We start from the raw sequence: 14,978 nt of genomic DNA, 5'->3' as shown, positions 1-14,978 counted from the left end.
AGGAGAGTTCTGAGGTACAGCGAATTATTACTGGTACCGATTTAAGCCAGAAATTTAAGTATTTAAATCAATGTGATAAAACTTTACAAAGCGTTATAAAGACGCTGACTGCCTGTTCTGGTAACGGCATTTCCATCGCTACCTGTAAGCAGGTTACTGACTATGCCGTAAACGTGGACATTCATTGCTGAAGCAACCAGGCTTCAGGAATGAAGGAAGAGAAAACTAATCAAAAATACTCTCTGACGGGCATTCCTTCACGTCGCTCCAGCCCACTACGGCGCCGTCTGGAGTGAGATTTTTGATGGACACGCTATCGCCTGAATATTCAGAGCCTCTGACCACGATATCGTAGTCATGGTTAGCTTGAGGAATAAATTCAGCAGTGGCAGAATTTTGAGTGTTCTGGTAGTACCCAGTCTCAGTCCAGTAGTGGATGATCCGAATCATTTGTCCCGGCTTCAGGGTGAACTCATTGATGAAAGCACCATTATTATCAGATGAGGCTGGCATACCTATTCGTTTATTCCCTGTGACAGGGATACCCAGAATGGCAAAGCCAGAAGTAATACGGCGTTCCAGTACTTTTTTATAGCAACCTGAACCCTGCTTTTCAAAGAACTGAAGAGCCGTATTGCCCTCTGAAGCGACGCGAATCCGGGCCGCATCCTGTCCTTTATAATCATCCAGAGAAGGTCTGAAACCTGCGGTGCAGCCACTCAATAATAGTGCTATCAATCCGGAGATGATGTTTTTTGCCGCCATTGTTTATTGTCCTTAATTTAACTGAAATAAAAATGGGATTATTTTAATGATGTCGGATCCGGGTGCCTGTTGCGTTGCACAGTCTTTATGGGGCGATGCAACTATTAAACAAAATGGCTGGCCAAATCATTGTGCAAAGACTTTATTAATCCTGCGAGGAAAATAAAATAAGGTATCTATATCTGACAATTAACTAAGACCTGAGATTCATTAAATCTTACCCTTCACAGGCCGCAAAAAAACAACCCTGACCAGATGATCAGGGTTGCAGATTTTAGCGTTAAATCAGAAACGGTAGCCGATACCAATGTTGAAACCATTGATAGCAACATCTTCGTTATATTTCACGCGAGTACCTTCATAGCCAACACTCACAGAGAGGTTGCTGACTGGATTCACGACAATACCTGCGCCATAGGCAAAAGAGGATTTATTTTCGCTATAATCTTCGGAATACGCTCCGAGATAAGTCACGTTCTCATCCACTTTGGTATGGGCAACACCGATCAATCCATAGAAGCTGACATAGTCATTGATACGATATGCCGGACCAGCCATCAGTGAGTAATATTTCACTTTAGTTTTGCCGTCATACCCGCTGACATCGCCATAAAAATCTTCGCGCTCAGAAAAACTTTGATCGCCTTTCAGATAGCTGAACGAACCAATAACGCTGAGAGGAGAGTCCCACTCATAGCGATACTGAACATTGACACCGCGAATGTTTTTGAAGTCATCAACTTTTCTTTGAGCATAGCCGATCGAGACAGTGTGATTATCAGCCAGCGCATTGCTGCCCACGAACAAACCGCCACACAGTAATGCCAGCATCGTTAACTTAGAGGTCATCTGGTTAATTCCTTTTCATAATTTAACATTATTTCCCTGCGCTTATCGCAGGACTTCGTTCCCTGAATCACCCATACCCGACGGACTGGTTATCGTTTTATCAATCCGCCTGTACCGGCCAGGAATTTCCTTTAGCGCTCCGCGCCTTATGCTCAGACAGGGTCGGAGTGCATCTGTTTATACCCGGGTGTTTTAAAACAGGCTGACCTGTGGAAATCTGGGATTTAAATCCCACTCGTTCACAATGGCATTTCGTCCATTTAATTTGAGTTAAGTCAGGAATTTCACCACCTGAATAACTAATGTACTTTATTTATTAATCCATTTTTCAGGGCATTATTAGACCAAAAATAATCAGAGGTATCAAGACCGCATCGCCACAAAAAAAAGAAAAATCACCGAAAATATTATCCCTAATACATCCAGAAAACCACACGGTTTTATACCGTCTATTAACACGGATTCTCAATCTGACCGCAAGATTCCCCTTTATTCAGACTCTGAGTTACAGATCTATTTAAATTGACCTGTATGGAAAATAGCAATTGGCGAGTTACACCTGCACTTATTCAAAAATGCTGACCTGAAACTGACTGCCAATGCTTATGCTCCTACCAGTGTGCTCTGTTGTGCAGTGCACATATTTCGCAATGTTGCCGGAGTTCTGCAATCTGATGCCGGAACGATTTTTATTTACTGTAGCTATGGAGGCTGTTAATGCTCCCTTCTGCCGGATGTGCTCATCCGCAGTCATGTTACAGCTGCGTCACGTCGCAGCCTTTATTACCGACTTTAGTGGAGGCAAGGCGTAATCAGTAAGACAGAATGAAGGCTGGTTAATGTGGAATCATAGTGTGATATTCAGCCGGGAAAGAATATTCCGTAAGGCGATATGAAGAAGGGATAAGCGAAATGCAGACCGGAAAAAAAGAATCCGTTTATCAGAGACGGCTCGCAATTTACTACTTCGCTTTCAGCGAGTTTACCCGACCGAAGGTGTATATTTGAACAGGAGAAAACAGGAGAGGAAGAGCGTAACGAGAGATTTTAGCGCGGACTGAAGGTGGTGGAACACCAACAGCCCGCTGACCACAACCAACTGATAAGGAGTTGATCATGGCTGATACGCATCATAAGCCAGAGACGCACATGCCCACAACTACCGCCAGCGAATCGCAGGTGCATTATTACAAAGTGGGTTACCGGCCTAATAAAGGCCAGCCGAACCCGCTGCCGCAGTTGACTATTGAAGGCCGCTGGCTGGAAACGCTGGGATTTACGACCGGGCAGAAGATCGAGGTGATCACTGGACCGGGGCAGTTGATTCTCCGGCTGGCTGAAGAGTGACAGGCAGATAAAAAAATCCCGGCTCGGTAGGCCGGGATCACTGTTTATTGTGGATCGGATGGCGGCGTTTTTCGGACTTTGCGTTCATCTATTTTAGCGAAAACCCATGAACCTAACCCTACCGCAGTACCCGCGATAGTGCTTACAACGATGATATCTATAATTACTTCTTGCGTTAAATTCACCTTGCCATCAAAAATTAAATCAATAATAACAATAGCTATAAAGAAAAAAATGAAACAGCAGGCAATAAGGTAAATAACACTTAAAAATAAAAGCCTTAAATTTATATTCTGATTTTTTTTATTGTTCAACATCATTAGAATCCTTTTTGCTAATTTTGTCTTTAACTTTATTACCAATAAACTCACCACCAACAGAACCAATAACATCGCTGACGAAGCCAGAGCTTGGGCCTAAAACTGGTTTCAATACAGGCGGTGCAACCACACCAACCACACTACCTATGACCCAACCAGCTCCCGTACCAGTTAAAGCACCTTTATCAGGCCCATCAGTAAATAGGGTTCCACCTGCCGCGATTCCTGCGTTTTGCCATATATTTCGCCCCGGAGCCAGTGCTCCCGTAATACCTGCCGAAGCGCTGCCCCAATAATCCCAGGTTTTTTGCTGATTTTCAGGCAAACTCTGGTTCTTGACACTGTTTATATCAAACCACTGATATGTTCCGTTCGCTATTTCTGCGATTACTGCACCACCCACGACCTTACCTATCGACGCCGCCGGGCCTAAATACCACGCACCCGCAATCAACACACCGTCTTTATAACCGTTTACGATAACTTTGCTTATATTTACCCCTTCAGGCATATCACCTTTAACATTTTTACTCATTGCCGCGTTGATTTGCTGCGCTGTCGCCCCGGTATCACTCATCGACATTCCCGGCGTTGAGGCTGAATTACTATAACTGTTGAGTCCGGATGGAAGATTAAACAGTTCGTTATTTTCTACACCATTTCTCCCCGCCTGCGTGCCCGCCGCCGCACTGCCCGCGCTATCTCCGGCAATGCCGCCCGCCATGCCTGCCGCAACCGTGCCCATCGCAGTAGTGGAAGCTCCGGGCTTTATGACCGGGCAGAAGATTGAGGCGATCTGCAGGCCGGGACAGCTGATCATCCGGCTGGCGACTGAAGGTTAACTGACTAATAAAAGTAAAACCCCGGCCAGGTTGGTCGGGATTTTAAATTATTATGATTGGAATCGTAACTTTTCTGGGATTTGATAATTTTCAGGAATAGGTGGCCAGTCATAATTATCTGACCAGCCAATCATTTCAATATCATCAAATATATTTTCAAAAAAGTTACGCAAATTCATTGCATAAATTCGACTCATAACTAAGGCAGCCTTTACAGCAAGCATATCTTTTTCGCCAATGGCCCTTCTCAACGTAAGTGCCATTGAGGTAAGCTTTTTAAGCTCTTCTTGTAATTCGTCATCTAAATTTAGAGAATAATCAATAGCAAGCTTATCCTCTGAAATAGCACAAACCTCTGCCAAATCAGCCAATGTTGTTTTGATAAGGTCTAACTCATTTATGTTAGTCAATTTTCAGCTTCCTCCCTTGTCCTGCGTTGGTCTTCTCGATGTTCACTGACCCATCAAGGTTAAGAACAGCTTTGAAATTTCCATTTTTGTCAAAAACTTCCAAGTGATCTTTATGCATAGCATCTAGATATAGCTGATCCCCTTTCTTAATTAAATCACCTTTTTTACCTTGAGCCTGATAAACACTTTGTCCTTGATATTGCTTAGATGTTTTACGAGTTATATTTTTAACTTCACCTCCGAAAGAGGTGTTTTTCAAAAATTCACTCATGTTTCCGACAGCACTGGCATTAGGTACATGTGGCACTTTCTTGCCCGGCAATATAATCCCGGCCAGCATCCCGCCCGTCGCTTCCAGCGCCACCTGGTTCCCTTCGGATGCCTGCTTAATAGTATCAGCTACCGCAGACCAGGTATCACTGCTCATTAGCGCCTTAACGCTGTCTGCCACCGTCTGATTCTTACCGGACAGGTCATTAAGCGCCGTATCACAGTAACCGTCTCTGGTTGCACATGATGCCAGCGCCATTGCCGCATCCGCTACGTAATCCGCTCCACCTAATGCCGCATCGCCGGTATCCGCAAGAGCGTTGATAATGCCATTGGCAATAGAAGAGGTTGTACCTTCACCCAGCGTTTCCCTGACCTGATCCTTCATAGATTCGGCAACCTGCTTAGCTGTAGCGCGAGCCTGATCACCGGACAGTGAGTTATTCTCAACCGCATTTTTACCCGCCTGCGCGCCCGCCACCGCATTGCCGGCGCTGTCGCCGGCAATGCCGCCCGCAAGGCCCGCCGCCAGCGTTCCCAGCGCGCTTATCGTCTGGCGCTGCTCCTCACTCAGGTCCTCGCGCTTAACACCCGGATACATCTGCTGCGCGATGTACTCGCCCATCGCCGCGCCCGAGGCACCCACCAGTGCCGCGTTGCCCGATGCGTATGCCGTCACCGCACCCACCACCGCGTGCGCTATCAGGTTCGCCTGAACGTTCACCACATCCCTGCCGTCCGGGCCTTTCGTGGTCGTCAGCGTATGTATCTGCTTCGCCAGGTACGGTGCCGCCGCCCCGCTCACGGCCTGGGCGATATTGCCTCCCGCCAGGCCCTGTATCGCCGCCGTCGCCGCGCTGATACCCTGCTGCACTGCCCCGCCGGTCCCCATTCCGCTGTCCAGCATCGCCCGGTTGTAAAGCGTCTGATACACCTGACCCGTGATGTCGGCCGTGGTGGGTTCATGACCCGGATTCGCCTTCCGCCACTGCGCTTCAGCGTCCTTCCTCTGGTCCGGCGAGATGTTTTTCATCTTCTCAGTAGCGGCCTTTGTCGCCGCTATCTCGCCCTGCGTCCGCGCGATGTCCCCCGCCTGGCTGCCGATTTCCGCCAGCAGCTGCGCCGTCTCCATCCGGCGCTGCTCTCTATCCTTATCGAAGATTTTATCCAGCCCCGGATTCGCCCCCTCTGCGTCGCGGCTCAGCGCCGACACGTCCTGCGTCTGATTCGCCTTATCGCGGATAACAATCGTGCCGTCGCTTACCGCCGCCTTCGTCACCGACGAGGCGCTCCCGCTGCCGTTCAGCCCCGCCAGCAGGCCGTTCGCCATGTTGCCCTCAAACTGGCTGCCGATGCTGCCGCCGGTGCTCATCCCCACGCTCTGGTGTTCGGTTTTGTAGTCCGCGTGGTTCTCAATGTTGCTGAAGCCCAGCGTGCCGGTGTCGAGCCGGTTTTTATCCGCGTTGGCGGTGGAGCTGATAACCGCACCGTTGAGCTGGGTGTGCTCACCGGCCGTCACGTCAAAGCCGCCCTTACCGGCAAAGATGCCCGTCTGTTCGGCTACGCTCTGCCAGTTGCTGTGCATTTTGTCCTGGCTGAGGTTCACGCTCGCCGACCCGGTCATCGAGCCGAAGGTGAAGCTGCCGCCCGCGCTGGCGTTCTGCTGTTTACTGTCGTAGCGGTCGCTGTCCTGCTCTGAGGTCAGCGTCAGGTTGCGGCCCGTGTCGACCTTCACGCTCTCGCCGCGCACCTGTGCCCCGGTCAGCGTGGTGTCGCGCCCGGCGTTCAGGCTCAGCCCGTTGCCCGCCGTGAGCGTGGTCTCGGTGTGGGTCAGCCCGTTGCCGTTTGCGCGGCCTTTACCCGCGTTGACGCTGGCCGACACGCTGATACCGTAGCCGCCCGAGCCGGCAGTCAGCCCGATGCCGACGCTGCCGCCCTTGCTGCTGTTAGTGCTGTCGGTGCGCTCGCTGTTCTGCGCAGAGAGCAGGCTGATGTCGTTTTTCGCCGTCAGCGCGAGGTCGCCCACCGCCTGCAGCTGACTGCCCTGCACGAGGATATCGCCCGCGCTGCCCGGCTGCGCGCCGGTGGCGGTGATGTTCAGGTTACCGCCCGCGCCCAGCGTACTGCCCTGCGCATCGCGGCTTTCGGAGCGGGTCTCGCTTTTCGACGACTGGCTGCCGTACGAGAGGCTGATGCCGACCGAGCTGGTCGAGCCTTCTTCATAACCTTCCTGGCCCGGCTTCAGGCCCGAAGCGGTGTTTCTGGCGTTCGCCGCGTCGGTCTGCGCGCCGTCCATCTGGTAAGCCTGCGCGGCCTGCGCTGCAGTCAGCGCCGCTTTGGTGCCCTGCAGTGCCTTCAGCCGGCCATCATCGCTCTCATCGGCGGTGCGGGCGGTCTGCACCGCCGTGTTCAGCGCCGCGCCCACCGTGCCGGACAGCGCAAGCGTCAGGCCGCTCTGTTTCTGCTCGGTCTTCGTCAGCGCGGTGTGGCTGTTTTCGGCTGCGCTGACGGTCACGTCGCTGCCGCTCAGGGAGAGATCTTTACCGGCGATCACGTCGCTGCCGTGCACGGTAAGCTGATTACCGGCGCTGAGAGTCACGCTCCCGTCGCTGCTGCCCACCGTGCTGCCCCGGTGAAGTGCGCCGCTGGCGTCGGTGCTGCTCTTCTGCATTGCCTGACCCACGGTGAAACCGATGCCGCCGCTGCCCATCAGGCCCGATTTTTTCTCCTCGCGCTGATGCACTTCATTATTCGTTTCTGTGGCGGTCGTGATGCTGAGATCGCGGCCCGCCGTCAGCGCCACATCCTGCGTACCAGCGACGTTGCTGCCGGTCACGGCAATATCGCGGCCCGCCTGAAGCCGGACGCTGTCGCCGCTCAGCGTGGTGCTGAGCGCCTGACTGCTGTGCAGCTCGTCGTGAGTTTCCAGACTGCTGCCCGACAGCAGTCCTTTGCTGGTCTGCTTACTGTGTTCGGTGAGATCGGTCCGGCTGTTGCCCGCGCTGAGCACGATGTCGCGTCCGGCACTGGCGGTCAGTGCACCGCCCGCCGTGACGTCAGCGGCGGTCGCGCGGATATCCTGTCCGGCACTCAGCTGCAGTGCGCCACCGGCGCTGATGCGTGTTCCGACATCACTCTGCTGTGACATGCGACGGTAGTTGCTGCTGTTCCAGCTATCGTCTTCACTGTGCTGCGTGCTGAGGGTGCCGAGCGTCAGGTCATTGCCCGCCTGAATCTTCGTGGTGCTCTTCTCTCCGGCGTTGCCGATATCGCTGGCGGCCAGAGTGATATTGTTCAGTGCACTCAGCGTCAGCGCACCGTCACTGCCCTGCACGTAGATACCGGCCGGACGATCGATCCAGCGGTCGGTGCCGTCGCCGCGCAGCGTGGACTGGCTGGTGATGTCGCGCCCCGCCAGCAGCGTAAGCTGACTGTCGCCACGCAGGGTACCGCCGAGGTTAGTGATATCCTGGCGGGCGGTAAGATTAACGGTGTTGCCGCTGATGTAACCGCTGTTAGTCAGCGACTGCGCCGTCAGCTGCGTCACATCACGTCCCTGAATGGTCCCGCTGTTGGTGATGTCGTCGCGGGCATTCAGCGCCACGCTACCGCCCCCGATCAACGCGCCGTCGCCGGTTAAGTCACCCTGTTTTACCTTCGCATAAACCTGCGGCACCAGTACGGTCTGCTGTGTGCCATCCGGCAGCGTTACGGTCTGGTTCACCAGCCAGACGATGTCGCTGGTGAGCAGTGCCATCTGTGCCGGGGTCAGCGCCACGCCGAGTTCCAGGTTGTAGGCTTTGCCAAAGGCTACCCCATTATTCATCAGCCCGCGATACTGATCTTCATCGCTGCCATATCCGCTGATATAGCGGTTGCCGGTCAGCTGAATAATCTGATCACGCACCAGCCGCTGCTCGTAATAACCATCACCCAGCCGCTTCAGAATCAGGCTGCTGTCGGTGGTCAGGGCATTCTGCATATAGTCGCTGCTGAGCCACTGTTTCTGATTCACAAAGCGCGGATCGGTCTCAACCAGGTAGTGGCTGTCACTGCCGGGTTGCAACTGGTAGAGGCTGTTATCCGGCAGACGGATGTCCGGTGAGACGGCGCGGATCACCGGCGTAATCGTCTGTCCATCGACCACCGTCGCGGGCAGCGTCAGCGAGAACTGCTGCCCGGCAGGTAACAGCAGTGGCCGGTCTTTGAGGCTGCCGAGTTTGTCCAGCGTCAGTGCGCTGTCATAGCGCAATCCGGCGGGCAGTAAGGTACTGCCGCTATCCGTGGCACTCAGCGCCACGGCGGTAACCGCCTGCTGAAGAGAAGGCGAGCCAATACTGTCGGCCTGTGCAGTGACACCCTGCTGCTGTCGGTTGCCGGTCTGGTAGCCATTGCCCTGCGGCGCGGCATTCGCCTGCCAGCTCAGCGTCTGCAGATCGATGGTTTCCGTTACGGGGGCCGGGCGATAGGTTTTCCGATCCTTGCCCTGCGAAGTTTCGGTCCCGCCAAATTTCTTTTTCTTCTTTTTCGCGTACCAGCGCACCGATTTCCCGTCGTCCGTGGTGACGCGCGTTCCTTTCGTCGCCTGATTATTCAGCTCACCTATCTGACCGCCCAGTACGGCTCCTGCGACAATCTGACTGTCCTGATTATTGAGACGGCCGGCGCTAAAGGTCATATTTCCGCCCGACAGAATTTTGCCCGGATCGCTCTCCTGGATCTGGGTTTCTTTCACTACCCTTCGGTAGTCATACTCATAAAACTCGCTGCCGCTGGTGCCGTCCGGCATTTTTGCCGTGTGCACGCCATATTTATTTTTTTTGCTGGTGTCCACTTTGGCCCAGTCGAAGCGGTCAGTATGGCCTTTGAGCACCGCGTCATGGTGCTGGCTATCTTCAGTCGTAACGACCTGCGTGGTCAGATGACGGTTGGTATTGTTGATTTCCGCCATGCTGATCGTGGCATCCTGCCCGGCCTCAATGGTTGCCCCGTCATTGTTGAGCTGCTGCCCCTGTCCGGTGGCCTGATAATTCGCATCCAGCTGGCCGCCAATATGCAGATCGCCATCACTGTAAATCAGCGCATGGTCACGATTATTCAGGGTGCCCGCCCCGATATCCAGTCGCTGTCGGGCAGCAATCACCGCCGCTTTGCCCTCTTCGCTGAGGTTATTGAGCAGCGAAGCCGCAATGGCAATATGATCACCAAAGATGCGACCGGTGCCGCTGTTATTCAGAACGCCCGCCACCAGATGCGTCAGGCCACCGTCAATCAGACCACGATTATTCAGGGTATCCGCAGCCGTGATGTCGGTCTGTCCGCCGCTGATCTCACCACCTGCCTGGTTATTGACATTCTGTGCAGTCAGAAATAGCGCCTGCTGGGCCGCGAGGGTGCCGTCGTTGATGACGTCACCCCCTGTCGTCAGGCGCAGTGTGCCATTGGCTTTGACCGCCGAGGTATTATGGAAATCACCCGCCAGGGTGATGCCAAGATCGCCCTGCGATAACACCTGCCCGTCGCCGCTCAGCGCAGCCGCGTTGATCTGCGCGTCGTGATCGGCGATCAGGGTGCCCTGCTGGTTGTTGATAGTCAGCGTCTGACCCGGCGCATTATTGATGGCCAGCATCCGACGCTGCTGGGTTTTAGAGGCAGCAGACCGGGCTGGCGCACTCTGCTGGATGGTCAGGGTATCGGCGGATGAGATCAGCCCGCTGACGTTGTCCAGCGCCTGCTGAACGATTAATGCCAGCCGCTGATTTGCACGTAACGCACCCTGGCTGTTATCCAGGGTATCGGCTTCGAGGGTTAAGCTGCCCGCTTCGATCCCTTTGCCGCTCTGTCGGGTATCGCGGTTGATCAGCGATGGCGTGGTAATCGTCATCTGCTGGCCGCCCTGAATCAGCCCGCTCCGGTTATCCAGTTGCTGGCTCAGCGACAGTAAGCCGTCACCGACGCTTTGCACCAGTCCGTCACTGTTGGTGAGCTGACCTGCCGTCAGTGATAGCGTGCCTGCCGAGAGGAGTTTGCCTGTCTGATTAAACAGTGCATTTTGTCCCGCATTGAGCGTCAAATCGGTGCCGCCCTGTATCTGCCCCTGCTGGTTATCCAGCGCGCCACTGTCGATGTGAAGGTTACCGCCACTGGCAATCAGTCCGCGCTGGTTAGCCAGCGTCTGGCCGGATGTGTTAAGGGTGATATCCCCCGCCGACTGCAGTTTACCGTCACTGTTGTTCAGTGCCTGACCGCTGAACAACAGCCCACCATTACCTGCGATTTGTCCCTGACTGTTGTTCAGCTCAGAGGCACCGATCGTGGCCTGGTTTCCAGCGGCAATAAAGCCCGTCTGGTTATCAATCGCACCGCTGCGCAAATCCAGACTGTTCAGGGCAACGATGCCGCGCTGACTGCCACTGTCGCGATTGATCAGGGCGTGGCCCTGGGTGTCCAGCGTCATGTCGCTGCCGGCCTGTAACAGACCGCCCTGGTTCTGCAGCTCGCCACTGGTGAGATCAAGCCGTCCTTTACCGCCCGTCAGCGTGCCGGACTGGTTGTGAATGTCGCCTGCCGCAATCTGTGCCCCTTTGCTGCCGGTGATAAAGCCGCGCAGGTTATCCAGCGTGCCGCTGTAGAGCTTCAGGATACCCGCACTGAACAGGCCGCCTGCCGCTCCACTGTCACGGTTAATGAAGTCGTTGCCATGAGTATCCAGATTGAGATCGCCACCCGACTCAATCCTGCCTGCACGGTTGTTGAGCAGCCCGCTGTCCAGTTGCAGCGTGCCTTTAGCACCCAGTTGTCCCTGCTGATGATCGAAGGTCTGCTGATGGGTGTCGATGCGGACATTCTGGCCCAGCATCACCCCGTTCTGGCCATCGATCTGGCCCGTGGAGAGGAGCAGATCGCCACCCGCAACGATCCCCCCTTGTTCACCGCTGGCGGTATTGGTCAGTTGCGCGCCATGGGTGTTCAGCGACAGCGTTTCACCCGCCTGCAGCAGGCCATGCTGGTTATCCACGCTGCCGCTCTCCAGCGTCAGCGCACGATCGGCAGTGAGGGTGCCGTCAGTGTTATTTACCGCAGCGCTGTTGAGCTGGGCGTTGCCCGCCGAGACCAGTGAACCGCCGCTGTTGTTGATATCACCGCTACTCACGCGCAGATTGCCGCCCGCCACCATAACGCCGGATGCCGCGTTATTCAGCGACTCTCCCTGCGTATCCAGTTGCATATCACCGCCAGACTGGAGCCGTCCGGCGCGATTATTCAGCGCACCGCTACTCAGCTGCACTTCCCCTCTGGCACTGACCAGCCCCGCTTCAATATCGACAGCCTGGCCCCGGCTATCAATGAACAGGTTTTGTCCCTGAATGACGCCGTGGTCGCCCGCAATCGTTCCGGTTAAAAGTTGCAGATCACCGCGCGCCACAATGCCGCCGCGGTCGCCACTGGCCGTGTTGGTCAGCTGCGCGCCGTGGGTGTCCAGCGACAGCGATGCACCGGACTGGATCAGGCCGCGCTGATTATCGAACGCGCCACTGTTCAGCGTGAGTGCGCCATCCGACAGCAGCGTGCCGTCACCGTTGGTCACACCTGCACTACTGATCGTCGCTGCCGAGGCCGCTGCTATTACGCCGTTCTGGTTATCAAAGTCGCCGCTGGTGATGGCAAGTGCGCCGCCGCTGACTATTCCGGCTTTACCGCTGTCACGGTTGATCAGGGCCTGGTCGTGAGTATTGATCGCCAGATCGCCGCCGGACTGTATCAGGCCGGTGCTATTATCCGTTTTACCGCTGGAGATCTTCAAATCGCGCCGGGCCACCAGATTTCCACCGGTGTTACCGATCTGGCCCTGTTGGGTATCGAGGGTTACCCCATCACCGAGCACGGTTCCGCTGTGGTTATCTACTCCCTGGCTGCGCAGGGTGAGTTGCTGGCCCGCTTCGATGCGGCCCTGCTCATTATCGATAGCCTGACTGGTCGTTAATGTGGCATCGCCGCTGATGGCAGTGATGCGACCTTGCTGGTTACTCAGGCCAGCACTATTAAGTTGCAGATTGTGGCTGGCCTGCAGCGCCCCCTGTACGTTCGTCAGGGTTTCCTGAACCTGCAGTTGCAGATCGCCGCTGCCCGCCGCCAGCAAGGTGCCACTACTGTTATCCAGGCTGCCTAAGGCGAGATTAAGGTTACCGCCGCTCTCAATCCGTCCACCGCGGTTGTCTGCATCACCTGAAACCGCGATCGCCATCTCGCCTGTGCCACGCTGCGACAGCAGACCCTGATGGTGATCCAGCGTGCCCGCCGTCAGCGTCAGCGCCTCTGCCTGGGTATGTCCCTCTGAGAGATCGATCCTGTCACCGCTGAGCGTTAACGCACCCGCTGACAGCAGATTGCCCTTATTGCCTTCAAGCCGGGTTGCATTAAGGGTCAGCGCGCCGTTGCCCGCCAGCTGCACCGTGCCGCCCTGATTATCCAGCCATGGCGTATCAAGCTGCAGCGAATCACCGTTGCCTGCGATGAGTCCACCGCGATTTTCAATGTGCTGTGCCTGCAGCCGGGTATCGCCTTCATTGCTCAGCGTACCCTGATTGTTGAGTAATGAACCGGTGGAGAGAGTCAGCGCTTCACGGTTCTGCTGGCGCAGCAGACCGCGATTGTTACTGACGTTTTGGGCTGTGATGGCCAGGCTGCCAGCAGACAGTTTGCCATCATCATTGTTAAGCGCTGTTGCGGCCTGGATCCCGAGCGTGCGGCCCGCTACCGTTGCCCCCTGGGTACTGATATCCGCCTGGGTGGAGGTCAGCGCAATCGCATCGGCTGAGGTCTGACTGCCGGCCAGATCGACCCGACTGCCCCGCGCCTGAATCTGGTCATGCGCCAGATTTTTACCCTGAGCTTTCAGCTCGCCCTGACTGTTCAGCAGCAGATTGCCGGGCTGACTCAGTGTACCGTTGCCGTCAACGCCTGCCGCCAGCGTGCTTTCAGCGCTACTCTGCAGGGTGCCGGCAGAGAGCGTGGCGTTTCTGCCCGCGCTCACCAGACCGCTGTTGCGCAGCGTACCGCCGGACGTCAGCGTAACATCCTGCTGTGAGACGATATTCCCGCGGTTATCCTGGTCGCCATTGCTGGCTATCTGCAGTGCGGCCTGACTTTGCAGCGTGCCGCTGTTCTCCAGCCGGCCATCTACCGTCAGATGCAGCTCACCGGCACTGGCCCCCAGTTCACCGGCATTCCGCACGCCAACGCCCTTTTCAGTCCCGGTCAGGGTAATTTTATTGGCATACATGCCGCCAATTGCCGCCACATCAAGCGCAAACTCAGGCCGTGTCGCCCCATCATCCGCTTTAACCGTCGTGACGTTACTTTCAGTCGCGACCTGGTTCCTGCCCGTGACCACATTAAGTTCACGGGCATGCACTCTGGCGTTCACCGCTACCGACTGCGCAATGATCTGGGTGTAGTCCGCATCGCTGTCATTCAGGCCTTTACCTTCGATATTGATGCGGCCGCCATTCACATCGAAGCCTTTAAGCTGACCATTTTCGATCAGCGCCTGCCCGGTGGTGAGCGTATTGCGGCTGGCATTGATAAATCCGCAGCCGTTACAGGTGATGCCTGAAGGGTTAGCAATCACTACCGCCGCCCGTTTACCCGCCACTTCGATAAAGCCGTTCAGCTGGCTCGGGTTACGGCTGTTCACCTCATTGAGGATGACCGTCGCTTCCTGCTTTGACAGCCAGGGGTTTGCCGCCACCATACCGCCCAGCTGAGTCGCGGTGTTCTGATGACTGTTGTTGAGGATTGCGCCACGCGCATCGACGTCGAGCTGGCTGTACTGATTGCGGGAAACGCCCTGACTGTTGGGCGTCTGAATGTTAATTTGCGGCAGACCGTTGGCAGTGGCCATAACGGTAGGCTGCTGGCTGCCCGGCGCGCTGCTGTCGGCCACAATGTTAGCCTGCGCTGGCAGGCTGATTACCCCAGCCACCAGCCAGAGTGCAAAGCTGAGCGGTGAGATCTTTACCCGTGTCTCTGACAGTGAGGTGCGTTTCGGGCTGCGGGCAACGCGCGAATAGCCGCTGCGGGTGATGTCGGACACCACCATTAACATGCCGCGAACCCGGTTGAAGATAAGGCGATAGCAAAGTTTATTCATAATGCGCACAGTCCATTGTCAG

7 protein-coding genes are annotated in these 14,978 nt (G+C 55.4%); 1 reads left to right on the top strand and 6 read right to left on the bottom strand.

What is annotated here, in order from left to right:
• Nucleotides 1-225 precede the first annotated feature (225 nt).
• Both AC6I8E_RS07275 and AC6I8E_RS07270 read right to left on the bottom strand, forming a co-directional pair.
• Complete coding sequence (locus AC6I8E_RS07275; protein ID WP_313679626.1) at nt 226-765, bottom strand: hypothetical protein; 540 nt, start codon at nt 763-765, stop codon at nt 226-228.
• A gap of 285 nt (nt 766-1,050) precedes the next feature.
• Nucleotides 1,051-1,614, bottom strand: coding sequence for an Ail/Lom family outer membrane beta-barrel protein (locus AC6I8E_RS07270; protein WP_497824605.1), 564 nt, complete (start codon nt 1,612-1,614; stop codon nt 1,051-1,053).
• Nucleotides 1,615-2,730: 1,116 nt separating this feature from the next.
• Here AC6I8E_RS07270 and AC6I8E_RS07265 point away from each other — a divergent pair.
• Nucleotides 2,731-2,961, top strand: coding sequence for a SymE family type I addiction module toxin (locus AC6I8E_RS07265; RefSeq protein ID WP_497824604.1), 231 nt, complete (start codon nt 2,731-2,733; stop codon nt 2,959-2,961).
• 44 nt (nt 2,962-3,005) lie between these two features.
• On the opposite strand, the gene AC6I8E_RS07260 is transcribed toward AC6I8E_RS07265, so the two are convergent.
• The 4 genes from AC6I8E_RS07260 to AC6I8E_RS07245 form a co-directional block, all read right to left on the bottom strand.
• Nucleotides 3,006-3,281: a hypothetical protein gene (locus tag AC6I8E_RS07260; RefSeq protein WP_497824603.1), complete on the bottom strand. Its 276-nt coding sequence runs from the start codon at nt 3,279-3,281 to the stop codon at nt 3,006-3,008.
• On the bottom strand, nt 3,265-4,005 hold the full coding sequence (locus tag AC6I8E_RS07255; protein ID WP_497824602.1) for a VENN motif pre-toxin domain-containing protein: 741 nt from the start codon (nt 4,003-4,005) through the stop codon (nt 3,265-3,267). Before AC6I8E_RS07255 ends, AC6I8E_RS07260 begins: the two co-directional genes overlap by 17 nt.
• Before the next feature lie 168 nt (nt 4,006-4,173).
• Nucleotides 4,174-4,533, bottom strand: a complete 360-nt coding sequence (locus AC6I8E_RS07250; RefSeq protein WP_497824601.1) for a DUF6853 family protein — start codon at nt 4,531-4,533, stop codon at nt 4,174-4,176.
• Complete coding sequence (locus AC6I8E_RS07245; protein ID WP_497824600.1) at nt 4,526-14,956, bottom strand: hemagglutinin repeat-containing protein; 10,431 nt, start codon at nt 14,954-14,956, stop codon at nt 4,526-4,528. The genes AC6I8E_RS07250 and AC6I8E_RS07245 overlap by 8 nt, the downstream gene beginning before the upstream one ends.
• Nucleotides 14,957-14,978 lie beyond the last annotated feature (22 nt).

The organism is Pantoea sp. X-Soil-YNGN-785, assembly GCF_059730585.1.
This window is presented reverse-complemented; position numbering and strand designations above follow the sequence as displayed.